The sequence below is a fragment of the Nocardia fodinahabitans genome (assembly GCF_052983615.1).
In genome coordinates, this window is the sequence record NZ_JBRJJC010000001.1 from 6,551,503 (window position 1) to 6,574,530 (window position 23,028).

Here is a 23,028-nt window from a genome sequence, read left to right on the forward strand (position 1 = left end):
GGGATCCTCGGTCGAGGACCGTGCACCGGTGGGCAGCCCACGCGAGACGCCGACCGGGTCGGTCCGGCCCCTCGTCGACGAGCTGAACGCGATGCTGGACGGGCGGTTTCCCGGCCTGGTCGGCATGCGCGTGCGCGCGGCCACGGCCGCGGCGGTCACCGGCGAACTGCCCGTTCGCGAGGCGCTGCTGGCGCCGAACGGATATCTGCACGCGGCCACCGTCGTCGCCTTGGCCGACACGGTGTGCGGTGTCGGCGCGCGGCTGGCGCTTCCCGCCGGAGCGTCCGGCTTCACGACTCTCGAACTCAAGACCAACTACCTCGGCACCGCACGGTCGGGGACGGTCACCGTCGACGCGACGCTCGTCCACGGCGGGCGGCGCACCCAGGTGTGGGACGCCACCGTCCGCGACGACGTGGGACGGGCGATCGCCCTCTTCCGCTGCACCCAGCTGGTGCTCTACCCCACAGCGCCACAGCGCCACAACAACACTGAAACGGAGCAGGCATGACATCCACCCAGCCCCGCGCGAACGGCGACCCCATCGCCGTCGCTCGCCCGGTCGACGCCACCGACAATCCGTACACCCTCGGCGTCTTCGCGCCCGTCCACGACGAGCTCACCCTCGACGATCTCACCGTCATCGGTGAGATCCCCGCCGACCTCAACGGCGTGTATCTCCGCAACGGCCCGAACCGGCAGTTCGAGGCGCCGGGTCGCTATCACATGTTCGACGGCGACGGCATGATTCACGCCGCGCACTTCGAGAACGGAAAGGTGCGATACCGCAATCGGTATGTCCGGACCAAGGCCTTCCACGAGGAGTCCGAGGCGGGCCGCGCCCTGTGGACCGGACTCATGGAGAACCCCCAGAACAATCCGTGGGGCAACGGACACGGTCTCGGGATCAAGGATTCCGCCAACACCGACGTCATCTATCACCGTGGCCAGGTCCTGGCGACCTGGTACCTCTGCGGAACGCCCTACGCCGTCGACCCGTTGTCGCTGGAAACCCTCGGCGCACAGGACTTCCTGGGCACCCTCGCGGGTGACATGATGGCGCACCCGAAGGTCGACGAGGCCACCGGCGAACTGATCTGGTTCGATTACGGCCCCGACCAGGACTTCCTGCGCTACGGCATCATCGGCGCCGACGGTCGCCAGACGCACCTGACCCAGATCGACCTGCCGGGTCCGCGACTGCCGCACGATATCGGGATCACCGACAACTACTCGATCCTCATGGACCTGCCGCTGGTGCAGGACCACGACGCGCGCCGGGCGGGCAAGTACCGGATCTTCTACGACCAGGAGCTGCCCGCTCGATTCGCGGTCATTCCCCGGCACGGACAGGGCAGCGAGGTGCGCTGGTTCGAGGTGAAGCCCTGCTACATCTACCACGTCGTCAACGCGTGGGAAGTGGGCGAGGAGATCATCATGGATGTGTGCCGGGTGAAGAACCCGCAGCACCAGACGACGTTCGCGTCGCCGCTGTCGAACATGCTCGCGTACATGCGACTCGACGCGCAGCTCTACCGATACCGCTTCAACCTGCGCACCGGCGCCACCATCGAGGCCGAGCTCGACAACGCCAATATCGAGTTCCCCAGCGTGGATTCGCGGGTCATGGGCCGCTCGCACCGGTACTCGTACAGCATGAGCCTCGGCAACGAACCGACCCTGCTGTTCGACGGACTCGTGCGCTTCGATTCGCAGACGGGCGCCAAGGAAGAGCACAAATTCGGTTCCGGGCGTTGGGGTTCGGAGGCGCCGTTCGCGCCGCGCGACGGATCGACGGGCGAGACCGACGGCTATCTGGTCTGTTTCGTCAACGACGAGGCCGAGGACCGGGGCGAGATCAATATCTTCGACGCCGAGGACGTCGCGGCGGGACCGATCGCGCGGGTGCTGTTGCCGCGCCGGGTTCCCTCCGGCTTCCATGCCACCTGGGTGCGCGCCGATCAACTGGCCGAGGCCCGCGGGTAGTGGTCGAAGCCCTCGGTCCGCATCGGCGGGCCGAGGGCGATCCGAAAGTCTCCTGGGCGAGCGGGCGAAACCCGCTCCGCCCAGGAGACTTTCGTCGTCTGCGGCTAAGCGGGCGTCCGGGTGCCCCGGGTGACGACCGTGGACACCGCGGTCGTGAACGATCCACCGATGTTGACGGTGAGGGCGTGCCGGGCGTTGTCGACCTGGTGATCCCCCGCCCGGCCGGTGACCTGACGAGCCGCGTCGAGCACCATGCGGACGCCGGTGGCGCCCACCGGGTGCCCGTGCGACATCAGCCCACCGCTGGGGTTCACCGGCAGCCGCCCGCCGAGTTCGATCGAGCCGTCCATCACCGCCTCGCCGCCCTTGCCGGGATCGGCCAGCCCGATGTGCTCGAGGGTGACCAGCCCGTTGATGGTGAAGCAGTCGTGGATCTCGGCGACATCCAGCTCCGCGACGCCCGAGATCCCCGCGCGCCGGTAGGCGTCCTCGACGGCTCCGCGCAGGTGCGGGAAGAGATAGTCCTGGTCGGTGCTCTGGGCGAGCTTGTCCGCGAGCAGCAGAGTCGCGGTGCGGTGGCCGAATCCGGCGATCGTCGCCTCCTGGTCCAGGTCCGCTCCGGTCCGCTGTGCCCACGCCCGCGCGAACTTCGGCCCGGCCAGCACGACCGCGGCGGCGCCGTCGGTGATGCGGCCGCAGTCGGTTTTGCGGAGCATTCCCTCGACGATGGGGTTCACCTCGTCGTTCTCGTCGAAGGATCCCGCGGGGAAGTCCCAGTCCCGGGTCTGCGCGAGACCATTGCGGGACCCGTTGCCGAACGCGATCTCGGCGAAACGGCCGAGATGCGCGTGGTCGAGACCGTAGCGACGGTCGTACTCCACCGCGATGTCGGCGAAGAGCGCGGGCCACGGATACTTCACCTCCAGCGCCTCCCGCCCCGCCCACGCCGCGGTCCCCAGGTATTCGGCGGCCGTCTGCGCGGACACGTTGCGCATCAGCTCGACCCCGACCACCAGCGCGACGTCGTATCGGCCCGACTCGATGTCCGCGCACGCGGCGAGGACGGCGGTGCTGCCCGAGGCGCACGCCGCTTCGTGCCGTGTGCTCGGCAACCCGTCGAGCCCCGGCACCGCCGCGACCACCATGCCGCCGAGCTGGGCCTGGCCGGCGAAGAGTTCGCCGGCCAGGTTGCTCACGTGGACGACGTCGACCTCGTGGTCGTCGACTCGTGCGTCGGCCAGGGCGGCGGGCACGGTCTCGGCGAACATGTCGACCAGGCCGAGTCCCTCCTTCGTCCAATTCCTGGCGAAGTCGGTCTGGGCGCCGCCGAGTACGTACACGGGATTCGTCATCTGTTCCTCCTTGTTGACCCTCCTCAGGCTAGTCACGGCTGGTTATTACTACAAGATGCAGAGTCACTGTGCGGGTGTGGGATTGTGGCCTGACGATCACCCGGAAGTGGTGCAACTAGTGGATGATCTCGGTGGTGTGGTCTTCGAATGGAGTGCAAGCGCGCGAAATCACTACTTAATAAGAAGCAACCGGAATCGCGCTGCGGGCGGCACCGCCGTGGCGCCCGGTCCGGTCCTGTTTGCGATGATGGGCGACATGCCCACAGTCCCGCCCCGAGCCGTGGCGCCCTCGGCTCCTCCGGCATCGTCCGCGTTGGGGCACGCCCTGCTCATCGCGGGCGACAGATGGAATCTGCAGATCGTGCGGGCCGTCTTCGCCGGCGCCGAGCGTTTCGCGCAACTGCGTGACGAGCTGGGGATCTCCGACGCCGTTCTGTCGCAGCGTCTGGGTCGGCTGATCGACGACGGGATCCTCGACGCGCATCCGTATTCGACCGCGCCGCCGCGCAACGAGTACCGCCTCACCGAGCTCGGCGACGATCTGTGGCTTGCCTTTGTCGCGCTGTGGAATTGGGACCGCCACTGGGCCCCGTGGGCACCCGATCGGCCGGTCACTCAGCTTCGCCACCGCACCTGTGGGTACGTCATCACCCCGGTGTTCGGGTGCGGTGGATGTCAGGCGATCGGCGTGACCGCCCGCGACGTACGGACCGAGGTGGACGCGCCGCTTCTGGTCGATGTCGCCGATCGCCGGTCCCGGCGTACGGCGAAGGGCGACGCGCCGGGAATGGACTCCAGCAGCGTGCTCGCCGATCGGTGGTCGACCTTCCTGCTGGCCGCCGCCCTCGAGGGCAATCGCCGCTTCGGCGACTTCCAGGACCGGCTCGGATCGATCTCGCCGGTCACCCTGACCGACCGCCTGGCGTATTTCGTCGACAACGGAATGCTGGTCCGCACACCGATCGTCGACGGCGCGCGGCGGCAGGAGTACCGCACGACACCCAAGAGCCTCGACTTCTTTCCGGTGTTCGCCGCATTGAACGCGTGGGCGGCGCGGCATCTGTCCGAGGACGGCCGGTCCGGCCTGACCATCGTGCACAGCGCGGGGGAGCACCTGCTCGAACCCCGATACACCTGCAACGCCTGTAATGCCGTGCTGCATCGTGCCGACACCGAGTTCCGGCGGCCGACGTAGCCCGCTCTCATCCGCACGGCGCGTGGGTGAGCACGGGCTCGACCTCCCCGGGATGCGGCGGGCCAGAGGAGGTCGGTGTCGGGCGGGCTCAGTCGAACAGGTCGAGAACCGAACCTTCGTGTGCCGTGCCGATGATGCCGACCGGCTTGCTGCTGGCGTCATCGAGGATCGCGTCGAGGTTCGCCTGGATGTCCTCCGGCGTCGCCTCGGCATCGGTGTAGCCGCTGTTCATCGTCAGCGCGAAGCGCTGCATCGAGCCACTGGCCGAGCAGTGTCTTCGACACGTGCGCAGTCGGTCGGGAAGGCTTCGTTCCGTGCGCCGGGGAATCGGCTTAGGTGCTGTCGTTGCCCTCGCGCAGGGAATGGATCATGCTCCGCAGGGCCCGGAACGCGTCGGACTGCTGGGTTTCGGTCATGCCGGCCAGCATTGTGACCTCGACGGACCGGACCGCCGCACTCGCCTTCTCGAGGCTCCGGCGGCCGCGGGGTGTGAGGCGGGCGGGAAGAGCCTTCCCGACGGGTGCCGCCGCGGGCCTGGTCACGTAGCCGTCCCGTTCCAGGCTCTGGAGCAGCACGTTCATCGTCTGCCGGGTAACGAACGCGCCCCGCGCGAGCTCGGAGTTCGACAGGCCCGGTCGTTGGGCCAGCAGCTCGAGGCAGGAGTAGTGCGTCACGCTCATTCCGAGCGGCCGCAGCACCTCCTCCATAGCGGCGCGCAGGGCGCTCGATGCCTCTTTCAGCAGGTAGCCCAGTGACGTCTCCAGATCGACGCCGACACCGTATCGACTCATGTCAGTATCCTGACATAGGATGGCTTGTGTCAGATAACTGACACGAAGAGAAGGAGCATCACCATGCCCGTCACCGGCCCCGACTTCCTCTCGCTTCAAGCGCGCGATCTCGACGCGTCGCAGGCGTTCTACGAGCAGTACCTCGGTCTGGTCCGTTCGCAGGCCGGACCGCCGCACGCTGTCGTGTTCGAGACGAAGCCGATCGCGTTCGCGCTCCGCGACATCGTTCCCGGCACCGATCTCGCTTCCGCGGCTCAGCCCGGCATCGGTGCCGCGATCTGGCTGCACGCCACAGACGTCCAGGCCATTCACGATGCGCTGGTCGCCGACGGTCACACCATCGTCTCCGCGCCGATCGATGGCCCGTTCGGCCGGACATTCACCTTCGCCGACCCCGACGGCTACCGGATCACGCTCCACGACCGTGCCTGATCGGCGAGACGATCAGGCACGGTCGGATCGGTTCCGTTCGGGAGGTCAGCCGTGGACGAGATTCCGGTAGGTCTCGAGGATGCGGCGGATGGAGGACGTCACGGGCAGCTCACCGTCGAGCGGTGCCCAGACGTACCGGGCATGGGCGGTGAGGTGGATTCGATCGGTCGCCGCGACGTCCACCGCGAAATGCAGGCGGCGAACCGGGTGCGCGTCGGGGGACAGGTAGTCGAAATCCCCGACGTGGTGGCGAATCCCGGTGACGACCAGGCCTGTTTCCTCGTGCACGCCACGGACGACCGCATCGGCGAGGGGTTCCCGCGGCAGCACGGTGGTGCCGGGAAGCTTCAGGGGGACCTTGATCGGGCCGGTGTCATGGCGCGCGAGTAGTAGCACCTGTCCACCGCGATCGATGATTGCGCCGACTCGTGGTGCGGTACCGTCGAGCTCGGCTCGGCGAGACAGTTCTTCGAACTCCGACTCAGATACCATAGGACTCACCGACTTTCGACTCCAACCAGCAATCATCACCCCGCCGCCGGATTCGACGAACGTGGCGGTGATTACGGTACGTGCCGGGCCCTTCGGGCGTGGGCGAATCGGGCGCGCGGTCGCTGGCTATGCGTAGCTGTCATCGGTTGGTGACGTGTCGCTATCGGGCGAGCTTCTCCTGCGCGGCCTCGCTCGCGCGGCGGCCGGCGTTTTCGAGCAGCACCACCAGCAGCAGCGTGAAAACGCTCGCAACGGTGTGAATGGCAACCTGCCACGTTTTGAGGTCCGTCCACCACGGTGCGCTGATCAGCCACGCCGCGACGATTCCGGCGCAGACGAAGAAGAACGGAGCCTGACTCACCCGCAGCTCGGCCTGCTCGACGAACCGGTCGAAGGGCGATCGGCGGTCACGTCCACCACGGCTGCGCGCGGCCTCGCTGCGGCGCTCGATCATCGGATTCTAGTCGCATCCCCACCCCTGTCGCATCCAGGCCGACCGGCGGACATTCCTTCATCTGTTCACTTGGACAGGTAAAGCGCGTAGTGTTCTGTTGGGTGAACGGCAGCATCGTGGCAATGCATATGAGCGATGGGATCGTCGATGCGCCGACATCGCTGATCTTCGTGGGGATCGCGGCAGTGGGGCTCGGGTTCGCGGGCTGGCGAGCGCGGGCCGAACTCGATGAGCGTGCGGCGCCGATGGCCGGCCTGGTGGCCGCGTTCATCTTCGCGGTGCAGATGGTGAACTTCCCGATCCTGCCCGGCGTGAGTGGGCACCTGCTGGGTGGAGCGCTGGCCGCCATTCTGGTCGGGCCGTATCTCGGGGCGTTGTGCGTGGCGATCGTGCTGGTCGTCCAGGCGCTGCTGTTCGCCGACGGCGGGTTGACCGCACTCGGCACCAATATCACCAACATGGCACTGATCGGTGTCGGCGCCGGATATCTGGTCGCCCGCAGCGGGATCGCGCTGCTTCGCCGACGGACCGATACCGCCACGGGCATCGTGGCCTTCGTCGCCGCGCTCATCGGAACCCTGTGCGCCGCGATGGGTTTCGTCGTCGAGTACGCGATCGGCGGCGCCGCGGGCTCCACGGTCGGCGCCGTCGCGGGGTACATGGTGGTCACTCACGCGCTGATCGGGATCGGCGAAGGCATCATCACCGCGATCACCGTGGTAGCGGTGGTCAACGCACGACCGGACCTGGTCTATGTGCTGCGCGCCGCGGGACCGGTGTCCAGCGAAGCGTCTCCCGCTCGGGCGCGGTTGTCCTTCACCGGATTCCTGTGGGCGTTCGCCGCGGCGGCGGTGCTCGTCGCCGGCGTGCTGTCCTACGCCGCGAGCACGCAGCCCGACGGGCTCGATTCCACCACGCTGCGCGGGTGCACCACGGTCGAGGTGAACGGGGCCGAGGAACTGCACGGTGAGTGCATCGCGCAGAGCGCCGAGGAACACCGATTCGCCGGTTCGCCACTGGCGGACTACGCGATCGACGGCAACAACGAGTTGGCCGGTCTGGCGGGCGTCGTCGGTGTCGCGGCCGCCTTCGCCGTGTTGTTCGCGCTGGTCCGCACGATCCGGATCGGGCGCGGCGGATCGCGTCCGGCGGCCCGCGCTGCCGCGGCGCGCTCGGCTGCGGAGCCGGAGTAGGTGAGCGGCCCGGTCCGCCTGCTGTATCTGGCGGGAAGTTCACCGGTGCATCGGGCGCCGACCGAGGTGAAGATCGTCTGCGCGGTGGTCTCGGTGTTCGCGGTCGTGGCCACCCCACGGGAGTTGTTGTGGCCCTTCGGCTGCTATGCCCTGGGTGTGGTAGCGCTGTGGCGGTGGTGTGGAATCCCGCTGCGCTGGATCGCACCTCGCCTGCTCATCGAGTTGCCGTTCGTCGTGCTGGCGATCCTGCTGCCGTTCGCCGCCGGACAACCCCGCACCGAGGTCCTCGGGCTGTCGCTGTCGGTGACCGGCCTCTGTGCCGCGTGGGGCATCATCGCGAAAGGCACTCTCGGCGTGGGCATCTCATTGACCTTGGCCGCGACGACGAGCGTGCGCGCGTTGCCCGAAGGGCTGACGCGGCTACGTGTGCCCGGCACGATCGTCATGATCGTGGTCCTGATGCTGCGCTATGTCGACGTGCTGGTGGCCGAGGCGGCGCGCATGCGGCTGGCGCGGATCTCGCGCGGCGACGACCCGCGCACATTGCGGCAAGCCGGTGCCACCGCACGCGGCGCGGGCACCCTGTTCCTGCGATCCTACGAACGCGGTGAACGAGTCCACCTGGCGATGCTGTCACGCGGATTCGACGGCACCGTGCCCGATATCGGTACCCCGCCTGCCACCCGCAGGCAATGGCTGCTCGGCTGTCTGCCCGCGGCCGCCGCGATCGCCGTCTGTGCCGGTGCTTGGATGGTGCGGTGACCGAACCGACGACACCGGCGGTGCGTGTGGTCGACCTGACCTTCGCCTATCCCGACGGAACCGGCGCGCTGAACGGGGTGAATCTGCAGATCGCGCCGGGGGAGCGGGTGGCCGTCCTCGGGCCCAACGGCGCGGGGAAATCCACGCTGATGCTGCACCTGAACGGGGTGCTGACCGCGACATCGGGGGAGGTGCACATCGGCGGTGTGAAGCTGGACCGCGACAGTGTGCGCGCCATTCGGCAACGCGTCGGGGTGGTGTTCCAGGACCCCGACGACCAGCTGTTCATGCCGACCGTGGAGCAGGACGTCGCGTTCGGGCCCGCCAACTTCGGTGTCCGCGGCGACGCCCTCGCCGAACAGGTCAGGGAGGCGCTCGCCGCGGTGGGGATGACGGATCGGGCCGGGCGCGCACCGGCGCATCTGTCGCTCGGGGAACGCCGCCGTGCCGCGCTGGCCACGGTGCTGTCGTGCCGGCCGGAGGTTCTCGTCCTCGACGAGCCGGCGGCCAACCTCGATCCGGTAGCACGTCGCGAACTGGCCGAGATCCTGTTGTCGCTGCCGACCACCATGCTCGTGGTGACCCACGATCTCCCCTACGCGCAACGGATCTGCGATCGGGTCGTCATCCTCGACGCCGGCGAAGTCGTCGCGAACGGCCCGGCCGCCGACATCCTCGGCGATGCCGCGCTGCTCGCCGAACACCGGCTCAGCTGAGCTCGTCCTCCGCGCGACCATCGCGTCGGCGGGTTGCCGAGGAGTAGCCTGATCGGTGGGTTCCTCCCTCGACGAGCCGAGACTGCGATGCACGAGATGGCGATCACCCAGAGTGTCATCGACGCCGTGTGCGAACACGCGGCGGGAGCGCGGGTGTACAGCGTGCTCCTGGAAGTGGGCGTGCTGTGCGCGGTCGTTCCGGAGGCGATGCGGTTCTGCTTCGAACTCGCCGCCGAGGGAACTCTCGCCGAGGGCGCGCGCCTCGAGATCGACGTGGTGCCCGGCCGTGCGGCCTGCCGAAGCTGCGGCGCCGAGTTCACCATGCTCGAACCGATCGCCCTGTGCGAGTGCGGCAGCGCCGATGTCGAGATCAGCGCCGGGCACGAACTCCGAATCCGCTCGATGGAAGTGAGCCGAGAATGTGCGCAACCTGTGGATGTGGCGACGACAACGCCGCGGTGATCACCCTCCCGCACGAGCACGAGCACGAGCACGAGCACGAGCACGAGCACGAGCACGCGCACGAGCACGAGCACCGGCACAGCCATGAGCACGGCGGCGATCACGTGCATCTGCCGGTGACCGAGACCGTCACCCTCGAGCAGAAAGTCCTGGCCAAGAACGACCGATTGGCCCAGCGCAACCGCGACTGGCTCGCCGCCCGCGACATTCTGGCGCTGAACATGACCAGCTCGCCCGGCGCGGGCAAGACCACGCTGCTCGAGCGCACGATCCGCGAGTTCACCGAGGTGCCGATCGCGGTGATCGAGGGCGACCAGGCGACCTTGCTCGACGCCGAGCGGATCGGGGCGACGGGCTGCCGGGTCGTGCAGATCAATACCGGCGCGGGCTGTCATCTCGACGCCGAGATGACCTACCGCGCGCTCGAGTCCCTCGACCCCGCGCCCGGCACGCTGCTGTTCGTCGAGAACGTCGGCAATCTGGTGTGCCCGGCGCTGTTCGACCTCGGCGAGCGCGGCAAAGTCGTGGTGATCTCGGTGACCGAGGGCACCGACAAGCCGCTGAAATATCCGCACATGTTCGCCGCGGCGTCCCTGGTCCTCGTGAACAAGATCGACTTGCTGGCTTATGTCGACTTCGACCTGGACAAATGCCGGGAATACGCGACGTCGATCAACCCGCACGCGCAGATCCTGCCACTGTCGGTGACCAGCGGTTCCGGCATGGCGCAGTGGTACGACTGGCTCCGGTCGCAGCGCTCGGCAACTATTGATGATCACTCACCGGCGACCTAGACTGGCGTGATCAGGATCACATCGTAAGCCCTCACAGGCCCGCGATGCCCCCGCTTCAGAAAGTGGCACAGCCCATGCCCACCCAGGAAGCAATCAAAGCAGAACAGGCCCTGATCCACGTGCTGTGGATCAACGCAGGCCTCAGTTGTGACGGTGATTCGGTCGCGCTGACAGCCGCGACACAGCCCAGTATCGAAGAGATCGCGCTCGGCGCACTTCCCGGGCTCCCGCAGATCGCGGTGCACTGGCCGCTGATCGATTTCGAATGCGGTCCCACCGGCGGCGCCGACGATTTCCTCGAATGGTTCTTCAAAGCCGACCGCGGTGAACTCGAGCCGTTCGTGCTCGTCGTGGAAGGCTCCATCCCGAACGAACAGCTCCACGAGGACGGCTACTGGTGCGGTTTCGGCAACGATCCCGCCACCGGTCAGCCGATGACGACCAGCGAGTGGCTCGATCGGCTGGCCCCGAAGGCCACCGCGGTGGTCGCGGTCGGCACCTGTGCCACCTACGGCGGCATCCACGCCATGGCGGGTAATCCCACCGGCGCGATGGGTGTGCCGGACTACCTCGGCTGGGACTGGAAATCCAAGGCCGGAATCCCGATCGTGTGTGTGCCCGGTTGCCCGGCCCATCCCGACAACATGTCCGAGACACTGACCTACCTGCTCTACATGGCCACCGGACAGGCGCCGATGATCCCGCTCGACGAGGCGCTGCGCCCGAAATGGTTGTTCGGCGCCACCGTCCACGAAGGCTGTGATCGGGCAGGCTACTACGAGGAAGGCGACTTCGCCGACGAGTACGGCTCCCCGAAATGCATTGTGAAACTGGGATGTTGGGGCCCGGTGGTCAAATGCAACGTCCCCAAGCGGGGCTGGATCAACGGCGTCGGTGGCTGCCCGAACGTGGGCGGCATCTGCATCGGCTGCACCATGCCGGGATTCCCGGACAAATTCATGCCGTTCATGGACGAGCCGCCCGGTGGGAAGATCTCCTCGACGGCATCCGGGCTGTACGGGTCGGTGATCCGCAGCCTGCGCCACATCACCGGACGCACGGTGGACAAGGAGCCGCGTTGGCGGCACAAGGGCGAGAAACTGGAATCCGGCGCCACCCGCACCTGGTAGGAGGCGATTGGAATGACTGCCATCATCCCCGAGCCGTCACACAAGCGGATCGATCCCGACAGCCTCGTCGAAATGGCGTGGGATCCGATCACCCGCATCGTCGGCAGCCTGGGAATCTATACCAAGATCGATTTCGAGAATCGGGAAGTGGTCGAGTGTCACAGCACCTCGTCCATCTTCCGCGGCTACTCGATCTTCATGCGCGGCAAGGATCCCCGCGACGCGCATTTCATCACCAGCCGCATCTGCGGTATCTGCGGCGACAATCACGCCACCTGTTCGTGCTACGCCCAGAACATGGCCTACGGGGTGAAACCGCCGCACCTGGGCGAGTGGATCGTCAATCTCGGTGAGGCCGCGGAATACATGTTCGACCACAACATCTTCCAGGAGAATCTGGTCGGCGTGGATTTCTGCGAGAAGATGGTCGCCGAGACCAATCCCGGCGTCCTGGCGCAGGCCGAGAAGACGCTCGCGCCGCATTCGGACGAGCACGGCTATCGCACCATCGCCGACATCATGCGTGCGCTCAATCCGTTCACCGGCGAGTTCTACCGGGAGGCGCTGCAGGTCAGCCGCTACACCCGGGAGATGTTCTGCCTGATGGAGGGCAGGCATGTGCACCCGTCGACGCTGTATCCCGGCGGCGTGGGAACCGTGGCGACGATCCAGCTGATGACCGACTACATGACGCGCCTGATGCGCTACGTCGAATTCATGAAGAAGGTCGTGCCGATGCACGACGACCTCTTCGACTTCTTCTACGAGGCGCTCCCGGGATATGAACAGGTCGGATTGCGGCGCACCCTGCTGGGGTGCTGGGGTTCGTTTCAGGACCCGGAGGTGTGCAATTTCGAGTACAGGGACATGGAGGAGTGGGGCAGGCGGATGTTCGTCACCCCCGGCGTGGTCGTCGACGGGAAACTGGTGACCACGTCGCTGGTCGACATCAATCTCGGCATCCGGATCCTGTTGGGCAGTTCGTATTACGACGACTGGACCGACCAGGAGATGTTCGTGAAGACCGACCCGCTCGGCAATCCGGTCGACCGGCGTCACCCCTGGAATCAGCACACCAACCCCAAGCCGCAGAAGCGCGACATGGACGACAAGTACAGCTGGGTGATGTCGCCGCGCTGGTTCGACGGCACCGACCATCTGGCCCTCGACACCGGCGGCGGGCCGCTGGCCCGGCTGTGGTCGACGGCGCTGGCCGGGCTCGTCGACATCGGCTACGTGAAGTCGACCGGGCACAGTGTCCAGATCAATCTGCCCAAGACCGCGTTGAAGGGCCCGGTCAGCTTCGAATGGACGATCCCCGCGTTCGGCAGCAACACCATCGAACGTAATCGCGCCCGCACCTACTTCCAGGCCTACGCCGCGGCCAGTGCGCTGCACTTCGCGGAGCAGGCGCTGGTGGAGATCAGGGCGGGGCGGACCAAGACCTGGGAGCACTTCGAGGTGCCGGAGGAGGGCATCGGCTGCGGGTTCACCGAGGCGGTGCGCGGCGTGCTGTCCCATCACATGGTGATCAGGGACGGCAAGATCGCCAACTACCACCCCTATCCGCCGACGCCGTGGAATGCCAACCCCCGCGACAGTTTCGGCACGCCGGGCCCGTATGAGGACGCGGTGCAGGGCCAGCCGATCTTCGAGGAGAACGACCGCGAGCACTTCAAGGGCATCGACATCATGCGCACCGTGCGCAGCTTCGATCCGTGCCTGCCGTGCGGGGTACACATGTATCTCGGCAACGGCAAGACGCTGGAGAAACTCCACTCGCCCACCCAGACACTCACCGGGGAGTAACGGTGATGCCGGATCGGCCGGGGGAGCACGACGAGGCAGCGATCGACCGAGACCGATGGCGCGGCGCAGGCGAGCGGATCGAGACCCTGCTCGACGCGAGTTCGGCGGGCGGCGTCGTCGCCCGTGAGCGCGCCGAGCAACTGGTGCGTGAGGTTGCCGACCTCTACGGCGCCGGGCTGGCCCGGGTCCTCGCGCTCGTCGACGACGACGTGCGCGCTCGGCTGGCCGCCGACGACCTCGTCGCGAGTCTGCTGCTGGTGCACGGCCTGCATCCGCACGACGTGCACACCCGCGTCCGCGCGGCGCTCGACAGCGTGCGGCCGTACCTCGGGTCCCACGGTGGCGATGTCGAGCTGCTGGGGGTGGCCGACGGCGTCGTGCGGCTCGAGCTGTCCGGTAGCTGCCGCACCTGCCCCTCGTCCTCGGTGACCCTGGAACTGGCGGTCCAGGACGCGGTGCAGGCCGCGGCGCCGGAGATCGAGTCGATCGAAGTGGCTGCCGCGCAACCGGAATCGACCGACGCGCTGATCGCCGCCGACTCGCTGTTCGCGCGGGTACACGCCGGGGCCCACCCGGTGACCGAGCACCACGGGACCTGGATCGCCGTCCCGGAGCTGGGTGAGCTCGGTGCAGGCGAGGTCGGCGGCTTCGCCATCGGCGGGCACGCGGTGCTCGCCTGCCGGGTCGGTGACGAGCTGTTCGTCTACCGCGACCACTGCCCGTCGTGTGACAACTCCCTGGCCGGTGCCGCGCTGCAGCGCCGGGTCGGATTCCCGGTCGGTGACGCGGTCCTGCGCTGCCCGACCTGTCGTGCGCGCTACGACGCCGTCCACGCCGGTGCCCGGGTCGACGGCGACGGCCATCTGGAACCGCTGCCGGTGCTGGTGCGGGCCGGCGAACTGTCGGTGGCTGTTCCGGTGGGGGTGGCCGGGTGAGTTCTCCGTTGGGGGTGCTGCGGCGCCTCACCGTCGACCGCAAGCCCGCCGTCGCGGCGGGCGAGCGGTGCGAGATGTGCGCGGAGTCCATCGCCGCCGAGCACCAGCACGTGGTGAACGTCGAAGGCCGCCAGCTGCTGTGCGTGTGCCGGGGCTGCTACCTGCTGTTCACCGATCAGAACGCCACCCTGCGGTACCGGGCGGTGCCCGACCGGTACCTGCGCTTCCCGGAGTTCACCATCAGCCACGGCGAGTGGGACGCGCTCGACATCCCGGTCGGTCTGGCGTTCTTCTTCGACAATTCCGCGCTGGGTCGTACCGTGGCGTTCTATCCGGGACCGTTGGGCGCCACCGAATCCGAACTGCCCCTCGACCAGTGGCGCACGGTGCTCGACCGGCACCCGGAGATCGATGTGGCCGTTCCCGATGTCGAGGCGCTGATGATCCGGGTCCCCGAGCGCGGCACCGCCGAGGCCGCCTGCCTGCTGTTGCCCATCGACGCCTGCTACGAGTTCGTGGGCCGGATGCGGTTGCTGTGGCGCGGGTTCGACGGCGGCCAGGACGTGCACCGGTATCTCGACGAGTTCTTCGCCGCGGTGTCGGCGCGTGCCCGTCCGGGCGGTGTGTGATGTGCCCGGCCTACTCGACGACCTTCGCGGTACTCGGCATCGCACCCGAGCCCTATGCCGTGACGCCGACGCTGACGGCGCGCGTCGGGATCGCGGCGCTCGGCGAGGAACCGGTGCACGCCATCGCCTTACGCGCACAGGTGCGGATCGAACCGCACCGGCGCGGCTACACCGACGAGGAGAGCGCGGGCCTGGTCGACCTGTTCGGGCCACGCGAACGCTGGCGGGACACCCAGCGTTCCTTCCTCTGGATGCACTGCGCCACCATGGTTCCCGGATTCCACGGCGGCGCCCAGGTCGACCTGCCGATGCCGTGCACCTACGACTTCGAGGTGAGCGGGTCCAAGTACCTGCACGCCCTGCGCGAGGGAACGGTGCCCCTGATCTTCCTGTTCAGTGGCACCGTGTTCATCCGCGGCGCCACGGGTTTCGCCGTGCAGCAGATCCCGTGGGACCGCGAGGACAAGGTCGACATGCCGGTCTCGGTGTGGGACGACCTGATGGCCGCGCACTTCCCGAACTCGGGCTGGCTGCGCCTGCGCCGCGACACCCTCGACGCGATCGCCGCCTACAAGTCCGGTCACGGGCTGCTCGGCTTCGACGACGCGGTGACCCGGCTGCTCGACACCGCCCAGGACAGCTCATGAGCGCCGAGCCGACGAGGTCACGGGCCAGGGCACGCGCGGTCGCCGACGCGGTGCTCTACGAGGGCTACCTGCTGTACCCGTACCGCGCGAACTCGGCCAAGAACCAGTCACGGTGGCAATTCGGCGTCCTCGGCCCCGCCGGTGCCGCCGCGGCCGGCCTCGGTGAGGATGCGGAACTGTCGGCGCAGTGTCTGCTCGACGCGGGCGAGCACGCCTCGATCACCCTGACCGTCCGGTTCCTGCACCTGCAGCGCCGCACGGTCGAGGACGCCGGGGGAGCCCCGGTCGCCGAGCTCGTCGTCGACGGCCGATCGTTGATCAGCTGGGACGAGGCGGTGGAATGCGAGCAGCGGATCGGTCCGCTGCGGCTGACCGATTCGACGGCGCGCCTGTCGATTCCGGCCGGAACCGAGCTCGAGGTGATCCCCGGTTCCGACGGGTCACCGGCCGGTCGGCTGGTCCGCAGCCGCGAGCACCTCGACGGTGAGGTCCAGCTGACGGTGGAACCCGACGGCCGATGGACCCGCCTGAGCGTCACCCTGCGCAACACCGGTGCCCCCGCGGCCGATCAGCACGAGGCCGTCGCCCGCTCCCTGCTGGGCGCGCACATCATCGCCGACATCGACGACGGCCGGTTCGTCTCGCTGCTCGAACCGCCGGCCGATGCCGAAGCCGCCGTGGCGCGCTGTGTTCAGCACCGCTGCTTCCCGGTGCTGGCCGGACCGCCCGGTGACGACAGCATCGTGCTGATCTCGCCGATCATTCTCTACGACCACCCCGAGATCGCCGAGCAGAGCGAAGGGCCGCTGTTCGACTCCACCGAGATCGACGAGATCCTCACCCTGCGGGTGATGACCATGACCGATCAGGAGAAGGCCGACGCCCGCGCAACCGACCAGCGGGCCGCCCGGATCATCGACCGCTGCGACGCCATGACCCCCGAGGCCTTGCAGCAGTTGCACGGGGTCCTGCGGGATCCGCCCGCCGAACCCGCCGCCCTGATTCCGGAGGTGCCCGACGGCGCCGACTGGTGGGATCCGGTGGCCGACAGCGCCGTTCGGCCCGATGTCGACGCGGTCATGGTCGGCGCGGTGCGGGTCCGCAACGGCAGCCGGGTCCGCCTGCATCCGTCGCGGCGTGCCGATGCCCACGACCTGTTCTACGACGGCAGGATCGCCCGGGTCGTCACCGTGCACTCCGACGTCGACGGGCAGGCGCACGTCGGCGTGGTCATCGAGGACGACCCCGCCGCCGAACTGCACGAATGGTACGGCCGCTACCTGTATTTCGCCCCGGAGGAGATCGAACCGCTCGACAGCCCACGAGAATGAGAGAAGGTCAGCCATGGCCACCATAGGAATGATCGCGGTCGCCGCCGCGGCAGTGGTAGCTGCCGCCGCCGCGATCCTCGGCGTCCGCTCGATACCGGACCTGCAGCGCTACCTGAAGATGCGCCGGATGTGAGATGACGGCACGGGTGCTCGTCGCCGGGATCGGCAACATCTTCCTCGGCGACGACGGCTTCGGGCCCGAAGTGGTGCGACGGCTCCCGCCGCACGGCGAGTCCGTGCGCGTGGTCGACTACGGCATCCGCGGGATGCACCTGGCCTACGACCTGCTCGACCCCTGGGACGCGCTGGTGCTCGTCGACGCGATTCCCGACCGCGGCACCCCCGGCGCGCTGTCGGTCTTCCACGCCGAACCCGACGCCGCCGGTGCGGCGCAACTGGACGCGCACGCCATGAACCCCGACGCGGTGTTCGCGAGTGTGCGCGCTCTCGGCGGCACCCTGCCGCCGACCGTCGTCGTCGGCTGCCAGGTCGGCTCGGTCGAGGAGGGCATCGGACTGTCCGAACCGGTCCTTGCCGCAGTGGACCCGGCGGTGATGGCGGTCGCCGACGTGCTCACGTTGCTGGCCGCGGGTGCGCGGACATCCGACGACGACCCGCACACGGGCGCCGTGAATCCGGGTGATTCGACCGCGGACCCGGGTGAGCCGCTCGCTCCGTCGAACCGATCGGAGGGCTGACCCATGTGCCTCGGCATTCCCGGACAGGTCGTGGAGATCCTCGACGGTTACCACGGCCAGCTCGCCCTGGTCACGGTCTCCGGCGAGGACCGCAAGGTGAACATCGGCCTGCTGGAGGAGGACCCGGTGCAGCCCGGCGACTGGGTGATCATCCACATGGGGCTGGCGGTCGAGAAGACCGACGAGGCAGGCGCCGCCACCGCACTGGCCGGATTGAACCTGCTCGGACGAGGCGAACAGCCGTGACCGCCGACCGGCAACGCCGCCACCTCGTGGTTCGCGGGGTGGTGCAGGGCGTCGGCTTCCGTCCCTTCGTCTACACCACCGCCGCCGAACTGTCGCTGTCCGGGTCGGTGGCCAACGACAGCTCCGGGGTGCGCATCGAGATCGAAGGCGCCCCCGCCGATCTGGACGAGTTCGCGCGACGACTGCGCGAGCACCCACCGCCGCTGGCCGTCGTCGAATCGGTCGACCAGAGCTCCGTTGCGCTCCGCGGCGGCACCGGATTCCGCATCGCCGACACCACCCGCGACGGCGGCGGCCGCACCCTGGCCTCACCCGACGTCGCGATCTGCGCCGACTGCGCCGCCGAACTCGCCGATCCCACCGACCGCCGCTACCGCCACCCCTTCATCAACTGCACCAACTGCGGCCCCCGATTCACCATCATCGCCGAACTGCCCTACGACCGGCCCAGCACCTCGATGGCCGACTTCCCGATGTGCGCCGAGTGCGCCGCCGAGTACGCCGACCCCACCAACCGCCGGTTCCACGCCCAACCCATCGCCTGCCCGGACTGCGGCCCCCGCCTGACCTACCGCGGCCCTTCCGTCCCACCGGCGGTCGCCGACCTCGCCCCCCACCCGACGGCCACCCCCGACGGCCCGCCTACCGGTACCGACAGCACCGCGCACCTCATCACCGGGCCTGATCAGCCACTGGACTCGGCGCGAAACCTGTTGCGCGAGGGCGGGATTCTCGCTGTCAAAGGCATCGGCGGTTACCACCTCGCCTGCGATGCCACGAACGAGCGCGCCGTCGCCACCTTGCGGGGCCGAAAGCGGCGCGGCGACAAGCCTTTCGCCGTCATGGTTGCCGACCTCGCCACCGCGCGTGCGATCGCGGAGGTCGACGACACCGCCGCGGTACTGCTCACCGGCCCCCAACGCCCCATCGTCCTGCTCGCGCGCACGTCCCTTCCCGCCGTGGCGGCGTCCGAGGCCGACTCGGGCGTCGTGTGCGACCGCGACACCATCGACCTGGCGCCCTCGGTCGCGCCCCGTAACCCCGACCTGGGCGTGATGCTCGCCTATACGCCGCTGCACCTGCTGCTGTTCGGCCTGTCGGGTGACCGGCCCGGCCCACGGGTGCTCGTGATGACCTCCGGCAATCTCGGTGGCGAACCGATCTGTTTCGACGACGAGGACGCCCGCACCCGCCTGGCCGGGCTCGCCGACGGCTGGTTGATGCACGACCGCCGCATCCTCACTCCCTGTGACGACTCGGTGGTGCGCCTGGTCGACGGCGCCGAACTGCCCCTGCGCCGCTCGCGCGGCTACGCGCCACTCCCGCTGACCCTGCCCGTCCCGGTGCCGCCGACGCTCGCTGTCGGCGCGGACCTGAAGAACACCTGCGCGGTCGGCGACGGCCGCTACGCGTGGCTCAGTCAGCACATCGGCGACATGGACGACCTGGCCACCCTGCGCGCCTTCGGCTCCGCCGCCGAGCACCTCGCGGAACTGACCGGAGTCCGGCCCACCCAGCTCGTCGCCGACGCGCACCCGCGCTACCGATCCACCACCTGGGCGCGCACGCACGCCGCAGGCCGCCCGGTACACACCGTGCAGCATCACCACGCGCACATCGCGGCGGTCATGGGCGAACACGGACTCGGTGCCTCGGAGACGGTCACCGGGATCGCGTTCGACGGCACGGGATTCGGACCCGACGGCGCCATCTGGGGCGGTGAAGTCCTGGCCGCCGGCTACAAGGGCTACCGGCGGCTCGCGCACCTGAAGTATGTGCCGCTGGCGGGTGGGGACGTCAGCGTGCACCGGCCCTACCGGATGGCGCTGGCGCACCTGTGGTCCGCGCGCCTGGACTGGTCGGACACGATCGCCTCGGTCGCGGCCTGCCCCGCCGACGAACGCGCGGTGCTCGCGCACCAATTCGGCTCCGGCTTCGGGTGCACCCCGACCTCGAGCATGGGACGGCTCTTCGACGCCGTGTCCTCGCTGGCCGGAGTCCGCCACACCGTCGACTACGAAGCCCAGGCAGCGATCGAACTGGAGGCTCTCGCGCGCGGCGCCGACGCCGGGGCCCGCACCTACCGGTTCGGCCTCGATCACGCCGCCGACCCGGCCGTGATCGACCCGGCCCCGGTCGTGGCCGCGGTGGTCACCGACGCCGCGCACGGCGTCCCGGCCGCCGTGATCGCCGCCCGCTTCCATCACGCGGTGGCCGCGCTGGTTCTCGACCTCGCTCTGGAGTTCGCACCCTCCCCGACGACCGTCGCGCTCTCGGGTGGGGTGTTCCAGAACGCGCTGCTGCTCTCGGCAGCACGCACTGCACTGCGCGACAACGGTTTCCACGTCATCACCCATCGCCGACTGCCGCCCAACGACGGTGGTCTCGCGTTCGGGCAACTACTCGCCGCCGGTGCGGGTTGAGCGAAAGGAGAGCAGCGATGTGCCTGGCAGTCCCGGGAAAGGTGCTCAGCCTGCACGAACGCGACGGCACCATGATGTCGGTCGTCGACTTCGGCGGCGTGCACAAAGACGTGTGCCTGGAATACATTCCGGACGCGGCGATCGGCGACTACGTGGTGGTCCACGTCGGCTTCGCCATCCAGCGCCTCGACGAGGAATCGGCGTTGCGCACGCTGGCCGAATTCGAGCACCTCGGTGTGCTCAACGAGGAGTTCGGCGACGGGTTCGCCCTCGCCGCCAAACAGTCCGGACTCCCCGATCCCACGGCAGAACCGGCAGCGACCGACTCCGGCGCCGGCGACGACACGGAGGTGACGTCATGAAGTATCTCGACGAATTCAGCAACCCCGAGCTGGCGAAGAAGTTGCTCGACCAGATCCGCGCGGCCACCTCGCAGCGGTGGGCCATCATGGAAGTCTGCGGCGGACAGACGCATTCGATCATCCGTCACGGTATCGACCAGCTGCTGCCCAACGAGATCGAGATGATCCACGGGCCCGGCTGCCCCGTGTGCGTCACCCCGCTCGAGGTGATCGACAAGGCGCTCGAGATCGCCGCGCAGCCCGGGGTGATCTTCTGCTCCTTCGGCGACATGCTCCGGGTCCCGGGCAGCGAACGCGACCTGTTCCGGGTCAAGAGCGAGGGCGGCGACGTGCGGGTGGTGTACTCGCCACTGGACGCGCTGACCATCGCCCGGCAGAACCCCGACCGGCAGGTGGTGTTCTTCGGCATCGGCTTCGAGACCACCGCGCCGGCCAACGCGATGACCGTGTATCAGGCCGAACGGCTGGGCATCGAGAACTTCTCGCTGCTGGTCTCGCACGTGCTCGTCCCACCGGCCATCGCCGCGATCATGGAATCGCCGAGCTGCCGGGTGCAGGGCTTCCTGGCCGCCGGACACGTCTGCAGTGTCATGGGCACCGAGGAGTACCCGCCGCTGGCCGACAAGTACGGGGTGCCGATGGTGGTCACCGGCTTCGAGCCCCTCGACATCCTGGAAGGCATCCGGCGCACCGTGACCCAGCTCGAGGACGGCCGACACGAACTCGAGAACGCCTATCCGCGCGCGGTGCGCGCCGAAGGCAACCCGGCCGCCAAGACGATGCTCAACGACGTCTTCGAAGTCACCGACCGCGCCTGGCGCGGCATCGGCGTCATCCCGGACAGTGGCTGGCGCCTGTCGGAACGCTACCGCGCCTACGACGCCGAGCACCGGTTCGCGGTCACCGACCTGCACACCGCGGAGTCCTCGATCTGCCGCTCCGGCGAGGTGTTGCAGGGACTGATCAAGCCACACGAATGCGCAGCCTTCGGCAAGCAGTGCACACCGCGAAACCCCTTGGGGGCCACCATGGTCTCCTCCGAAGGCGCCTGCGCGGCCTACTACCTGTACCGGCGCCTGGATTTGCCCGCGGAGGTGGCTCATGCGTGAGGACAACGCGGCGGCGAGGCTCGATATGGACAGCTGGGTGTGCCCCATGCCGCTGCGCGACTCACCGACCATCGTGATGGGCCACGGCGGCGGGGGCGCGATGTCGGGTGAGCTGATCGAGCACCTGTTCCTGCCCGCGTTCGGCTCCGCCGCCGAAGCGGGCATGGGGGATTCGGCGGTGCTCGCCGTCGGCGGCGTGCGGTTGGCGTTCTCGACCGACTCCTTCGTCGTGAAACCGCTGGCGTTCCCCGGTGGGTCGATCGGGGATCTGGCCGTCAACGGCACCGTCAACGACCTGGCCATGGCGGGCGCGCGGCCGATGGTGCTGTCCACGGCGTTCATCCTCGAAGAAGGCACCGCGCTCGCCGAGATCGCCCGGGTCGCCGAGGCCGTCGGCACAGCCGCCCTCGCGGCGGGAGTCACGCTGGTCACCGGCGACACCAAGGTGGTGGATTCCGGTCACGGCGACGGGATCTTCATCAACACCGCGGGTATCGGCATCATCGACGAGGGCATCGACATCCGTCCGCAGCGGGCCCGTCCCGGTGACGTCGTGCTCGTCAGCGGTGACATCGGAGTGCACGGCGTCGCGGTGATGAGCTGCCGCGAAGGCCTCGAGTTCGGCACCACCGTCTGCAGCGACACCGCGCCGCTCAACGGCCTGGTCGCCGCGATGCTGGCCACCGGCGCCGATGTGCACGTGCTGCGCGACCCGACGCGCGGCGGGGTCGCGGCGACGCTCAACGAGATCGCGGGCGTCGCGAAAGTCGGGGTGGCCCTGGAGGAACGGAAGCTGCCCGTGCCCGACGCGGTCCGCGACGCGTGTGGGTTGCTCGGGCTCGATCCGATGTATGTGGCCAACGAGGGCAAGCTGATCGCCTTCGTCGCCCCCGAGGACGCCGATCGGGTACTGGCCGCGATGCGGGAGCATCCGCTGGGTGCTCGCGCCGAAGCGATCGGTGTCTGCGTCGAGGACCATCCGGGCATGGTGGTCGCCCGCACCGCCCTGGGCGGCACCCGCGTGGTGGATCTGCCCGCCGGCGAACAACTGCCACGGATCTGCTGACAGGAGGCGCGATC

General features: G+C 68.7%; 27 protein-coding genes and 1 pseudogene. 23 read left to right on the plus strand and 5 right to left on the minus strand.

The annotated features are described in order from the left end of the window. The first annotated feature begins 28 nt into the window (after nucleotides 1-28). Together NV348_RS30945 and NV348_RS30950 are read left to right on the plus strand one after the other, a co-directional pair. Nucleotides 29-511 (plus strand): PaaI family thioesterase, encoded by a 483-nt coding sequence (locus NV348_RS30945; protein WP_447150023.1) that lies wholly within the window; start codon nucleotides 29-31, stop codon nucleotides 509-511. Beyond that, entirely contained in the window at nucleotides 508-1,986 is a 1,479-nt protein-coding gene (locus tag NV348_RS30950) for a carotenoid oxygenase family protein (protein ID WP_447150024.1), read from the plus strand. Before NV348_RS30945 ends, NV348_RS30950 begins: the two co-directional genes overlap by 4 nt. 104 nt (nucleotides 1,987-2,090) lie before the next feature. Here NV348_RS30950 and NV348_RS30955 read toward each other — a convergent pair whose 3' ends face one another. After that, nucleotides 2,091-3,338 (minus strand): acetyl-CoA acetyltransferase, encoded by a 1,248-nt coding sequence (locus NV348_RS30955; RefSeq protein ID WP_447150025.1) that lies wholly within the window; start codon nucleotides 3,336-3,338, stop codon nucleotides 2,091-2,093. Between the two features lie 76 nt (nucleotides 3,339-3,414). Between NV348_RS30955 and NV348_RS30960 the strand changes: the two genes are divergently transcribed. Next, entirely contained in the window at nucleotides 3,415-4,533 is a 1,119-nt protein-coding gene (locus NV348_RS30960) for a winged helix-turn-helix transcriptional regulator (RefSeq protein ID WP_447150026.1), read from the plus strand. 88 nt (nucleotides 4,534-4,621) lie between these two features. On the opposite strand, the gene NV348_RS30965 is transcribed toward NV348_RS30960, so the two are convergent. Then, nucleotides 4,622-4,786 carry a hypothetical protein gene (locus NV348_RS30965; protein ID WP_447150027.1) on the minus strand — a complete coding sequence of 55 codons (165 nt, stop codon included), beginning with the start codon at nucleotides 4,784-4,786 and terminating at the stop codon, nucleotides 4,622-4,624. A 79-nt stretch (nucleotides 4,787-4,865) separates the two neighbouring features. Further along, a complete protein-coding gene (locus NV348_RS30970) occupies nucleotides 4,866-5,324 on the minus strand; it encodes a MarR family winged helix-turn-helix transcriptional regulator (RefSeq protein ID WP_447150028.1) in 459 nt (152 codons plus the stop codon). 63 nt (nucleotides 5,325-5,387) lie between these two features. On the opposite strand from NV348_RS30970, the gene NV348_RS30975 reads away from it, so the two are divergent. Continuing rightward, nucleotides 5,388-5,756 carry a VOC family protein gene (locus NV348_RS30975; RefSeq protein WP_447150029.1) on the plus strand — a complete coding sequence of 123 codons (369 nt, stop codon included), beginning with the start codon at nucleotides 5,388-5,390 and terminating at the stop codon, nucleotides 5,754-5,756. A 45-nt stretch (nucleotides 5,757-5,801) separates the two neighbouring features. Here NV348_RS30975 and NV348_RS30980 read toward each other — a convergent pair whose 3' ends face one another. Together NV348_RS30980 and NV348_RS30985 are read right to left on the minus strand one after the other, a co-directional pair. After that, nucleotides 5,802-6,248 (minus strand): NUDIX hydrolase, encoded by a 447-nt coding sequence (locus NV348_RS30980; protein WP_447150030.1) that lies wholly within the window; start codon nucleotides 6,246-6,248, stop codon nucleotides 5,802-5,804. A gap of 160 nt (nucleotides 6,249-6,408) precedes the next feature. After that, a complete protein-coding gene (locus NV348_RS30985; protein WP_447150031.1) occupies nucleotides 6,409-6,702 on the minus strand; it encodes a low affinity iron permease family protein in 294 nt (97 codons plus the stop codon). Nucleotides 6,703-6,824: 122 nt separating this feature from the next. Between NV348_RS30985 and NV348_RS30990 the strand changes: the two are divergent. The 19 genes and pseudogenes from NV348_RS30990 to hypE form a co-directional block, all read left to right on the plus strand. Further along, nucleotides 6,825-7,469: pseudogene (locus NV348_RS30990) on the plus strand (energy-coupling factor ABC transporter permease); the annotation flags it as partial. Nucleotides 7,470-7,478: 9 nt separating this feature from the next. Further along, entirely contained in the window at nucleotides 7,479-7,895 is a 417-nt protein-coding gene (locus NV348_RS30995) for a PDGLE domain-containing protein (protein WP_447151195.1), read from the plus strand. Beyond that, on the plus strand, nucleotides 7,896-8,657 hold the full coding sequence (gene cbiQ / locus NV348_RS31000; protein WP_447150032.1) for a cobalt ECF transporter T component CbiQ: 762 nt from the start codon (nucleotides 7,896-7,898) through the stop codon (nucleotides 8,655-8,657). After that, the gene (locus NV348_RS31005) at nucleotides 8,654-9,373 is read left to right on the plus strand and encodes an energy-coupling factor ABC transporter ATP-binding protein (protein WP_447150033.1); all 720 of its coding nucleotides are present in this window, start codon (nucleotides 8,654-8,656) and stop codon (nucleotides 9,371-9,373) included. Before cbiQ ends, NV348_RS31005 begins: the two co-directional genes overlap by 4 nt. Before the next feature lie 87 nt (nucleotides 9,374-9,460). Further along, nucleotides 9,461-9,835: a hydrogenase maturation nickel metallochaperone HypA/HybF gene (locus NV348_RS31010; protein WP_447150034.1), complete on the plus strand. Its 375-nt coding sequence runs from the start codon at nucleotides 9,461-9,463 to the stop codon at nucleotides 9,833-9,835. Further along, nucleotides 9,793-10,629, plus strand: coding sequence for a hydrogenase nickel incorporation protein HypB (hypB, locus tag NV348_RS31015; RefSeq protein ID WP_447150035.1), 837 nt, complete (start codon nucleotides 9,793-9,795; stop codon nucleotides 10,627-10,629). The genes NV348_RS31010 and hypB overlap by 43 nt, the downstream gene beginning before the upstream one ends. Before the next feature lie 74 nt (nucleotides 10,630-10,703). Next, nucleotides 10,704-11,759, plus strand: coding sequence for an NADH-quinone oxidoreductase subunit B family protein (locus NV348_RS31020; protein ID WP_447151196.1), 1,056 nt, complete (start codon nucleotides 10,704-10,706; stop codon nucleotides 11,757-11,759). A 12-nt stretch (nucleotides 11,760-11,771) separates the two neighbouring features. Beyond that, nucleotides 11,772-13,568, plus strand: coding sequence for a nickel-dependent hydrogenase large subunit (locus tag NV348_RS31025; protein ID WP_447150036.1), 1,797 nt, complete (start codon nucleotides 11,772-11,774; stop codon nucleotides 13,566-13,568). A gap of 5 nt (nucleotides 13,569-13,573) precedes the next feature. After that, complete coding sequence (locus tag NV348_RS31030) at nucleotides 13,574-14,503, plus strand: NifU family protein (RefSeq protein ID WP_447150037.1); 930 nt, start codon at nucleotides 13,574-13,576, stop codon at nucleotides 14,501-14,503. Further along, nucleotides 14,500-15,132, plus strand: coding sequence for a DUF5947 family protein (locus NV348_RS31035; RefSeq protein ID WP_447150038.1), 633 nt, complete (start codon nucleotides 14,500-14,502; stop codon nucleotides 15,130-15,132). Before NV348_RS31030 ends, NV348_RS31035 begins: the two co-directional genes overlap by 4 nt. Further along, a complete protein-coding gene (locus NV348_RS31040) occupies nucleotides 15,132-15,779 on the plus strand; it encodes a DUF6084 family protein (RefSeq protein WP_447150039.1) in 648 nt (215 codons plus the stop codon). The genes NV348_RS31035 and NV348_RS31040 overlap by 1 nt, the downstream gene beginning before the upstream one ends. Continuing rightward, complete coding sequence (locus NV348_RS31045) at nucleotides 15,776-17,110, plus strand: hypothetical protein (RefSeq protein ID WP_447150040.1); 1,335 nt, start codon at nucleotides 15,776-15,778, stop codon at nucleotides 17,108-17,110. Before NV348_RS31040 ends, NV348_RS31045 begins: the two co-directional genes overlap by 4 nt. Nucleotides 17,111-17,123: 13 nt before the next feature. Further along, the gene (locus tag NV348_RS31050) at nucleotides 17,124-17,243 is read left to right on the plus strand and encodes a DUF6893 family small protein (RefSeq protein WP_447150041.1); all 120 of its coding nucleotides are present in this window, start codon (nucleotides 17,124-17,126) and stop codon (nucleotides 17,241-17,243) included. Nucleotide 17,244: 1 nt separating this feature from the next. Beyond that, on the plus strand, nucleotides 17,245-17,808 hold the full coding sequence (locus tag NV348_RS31055; protein WP_447150042.1) for a hydrogenase maturation protease: 564 nt from the start codon (nucleotides 17,245-17,247) through the stop codon (nucleotides 17,806-17,808). Between the two features lie 3 nt (nucleotides 17,809-17,811). After that, nucleotides 17,812-18,054 (plus strand): HypC/HybG/HupF family hydrogenase formation chaperone, encoded by a 243-nt coding sequence (locus tag NV348_RS31060; protein WP_447150043.1) that lies wholly within the window; start codon nucleotides 17,812-17,814, stop codon nucleotides 18,052-18,054. Beyond that, entirely contained in the window at nucleotides 18,051-20,477 is a 2,427-nt protein-coding gene (hypF, locus tag NV348_RS31065; protein WP_447150044.1) for a carbamoyltransferase HypF, read from the plus strand. Before NV348_RS31060 ends, hypF begins: the two co-directional genes overlap by 4 nt. A gap of 17 nt (nucleotides 20,478-20,494) precedes the next feature. Then, the gene (locus NV348_RS31070) at nucleotides 20,495-20,839 is read left to right on the plus strand and encodes a HypC/HybG/HupF family hydrogenase formation chaperone (protein ID WP_063002942.1); all 345 of its coding nucleotides are present in this window, start codon (nucleotides 20,495-20,497) and stop codon (nucleotides 20,837-20,839) included. Beyond that, the gene (gene hypD / locus NV348_RS31075; RefSeq protein WP_447150045.1) at nucleotides 20,836-21,948 is read left to right on the plus strand and encodes a hydrogenase formation protein HypD; all 1,113 of its coding nucleotides are present in this window, start codon (nucleotides 20,836-20,838) and stop codon (nucleotides 21,946-21,948) included. Before NV348_RS31070 ends, hypD begins: the two co-directional genes overlap by 4 nt. Beyond that, entirely contained in the window at nucleotides 21,941-23,014 is a 1,074-nt protein-coding gene (gene hypE / locus NV348_RS31080) for a hydrogenase expression/formation protein HypE (RefSeq protein ID WP_447150046.1), read from the plus strand. Before hypD ends, hypE begins: the two co-directional genes overlap by 8 nt. Nucleotides 23,015-23,028: the final 14 nt, after the last annotated feature.

Excerpts from the sequence above, each read along its gene's own strand:
- NV348_RS31045 (WP_447150040.1), top strand. The coding sequence starts at position 15,776 with ATGAGCGCCGAGCCGACGAGGTCACGGGCCAGGGCACGCGCGGTCGCC.
- NV348_RS30975 (WP_447150029.1), top strand. The coding sequence starts at position 5,388 with ATGCCCGTCACCGGCCCCGACTTCCTCTCGCTTCAAGCGCGCGATCTC.
- hypD (WP_447150045.1), top strand. The coding sequence starts at position 20,836 with ATGAAGTATCTCGACGAATTCAGCAACCCCGAGCTGGCGAAGAAGTTG.
- NV348_RS31030 (WP_447150037.1), top strand. The coding sequence starts at position 13,574 with ATGCCGGATCGGCCGGGGGAGCACGACGAGGCAGCGATCGACCGAGAC.
- NV348_RS31010 (WP_447150034.1), top strand. The coding sequence starts at position 9,461 with ATGCACGAGATGGCGATCACCCAGAGTGTCATCGACGCCGTGTGCGAA.
- NV348_RS30970 (WP_447150028.1), bottom strand. The coding sequence starts at position 5,324 with ATGAGTCGATACGGTGTCGGCGTCGATCTGGAGACGTCACTGGGCTAC.
- NV348_RS31050 (WP_447150041.1), top strand. The coding sequence starts at position 17,124 with ATGGCCACCATAGGAATGATCGCGGTCGCCGCCGCGGCAGTGGTAGCT.
- NV348_RS31020 (WP_447151196.1), top strand. The coding sequence starts at position 10,704 with ATGCCCACCCAGGAAGCAATCAAAGCAGAACAGGCCCTGATCCACGTG.
- hypE (WP_447150046.1), top strand. The coding sequence starts at position 21,941 with ATGCGTGAGGACAACGCGGCGGCGAGGCTCGATATGGACAGCTGGGTG.
- NV348_RS31025 (WP_447150036.1), top strand. The coding sequence starts at position 11,772 with ATGACTGCCATCATCCCCGAGCCGTCACACAAGCGGATCGATCCCGAC.
- hypB (WP_447150035.1), top strand. The coding sequence starts at position 9,793 with ATGTGCGCAACCTGTGGATGTGGCGACGACAACGCCGCGGTGATCACC.
- NV348_RS31060 (WP_447150043.1), top strand. The coding sequence starts at position 17,812 with ATGTGCCTCGGCATTCCCGGACAGGTCGTGGAGATCCTCGACGGTTAC.
- NV348_RS30950 (WP_447150024.1), top strand. The coding sequence starts at position 508 with ATGACATCCACCCAGCCCCGCGCGAACGGCGACCCCATCGCCGTCGCT.
- NV348_RS30985 (WP_447150031.1), bottom strand. The coding sequence starts at position 6,702 with ATGATCGAGCGCCGCAGCGAGGCCGCGCGCAGCCGTGGTGGACGTGAC.
- NV348_RS31070 (WP_063002942.1), top strand. The coding sequence starts at position 20,495 with ATGTGCCTGGCAGTCCCGGGAAAGGTGCTCAGCCTGCACGAACGCGAC.
- NV348_RS30965 (WP_447150027.1), bottom strand. The coding sequence starts at position 4,786 with ATGCAGCGCTTCGCGCTGACGATGAACAGCGGCTACACCGATGCCGAG.
- NV348_RS30980 (WP_447150030.1), bottom strand. The coding sequence starts at position 6,248 with ATGGTATCTGAGTCGGAGTTCGAAGAACTGTCTCGCCGAGCCGAGCTC.
- NV348_RS30955 (WP_447150025.1), bottom strand. The coding sequence starts at position 3,338 with ATGACGAATCCCGTGTACGTACTCGGCGGCGCCCAGACCGACTTCGCC.
- NV348_RS31040 (WP_447150039.1), top strand. The coding sequence starts at position 15,132 with ATGTGCCCGGCCTACTCGACGACCTTCGCGGTACTCGGCATCGCACCC.
- NV348_RS31055 (WP_447150042.1), top strand. The coding sequence starts at position 17,245 with ATGACGGCACGGGTGCTCGTCGCCGGGATCGGCAACATCTTCCTCGGC.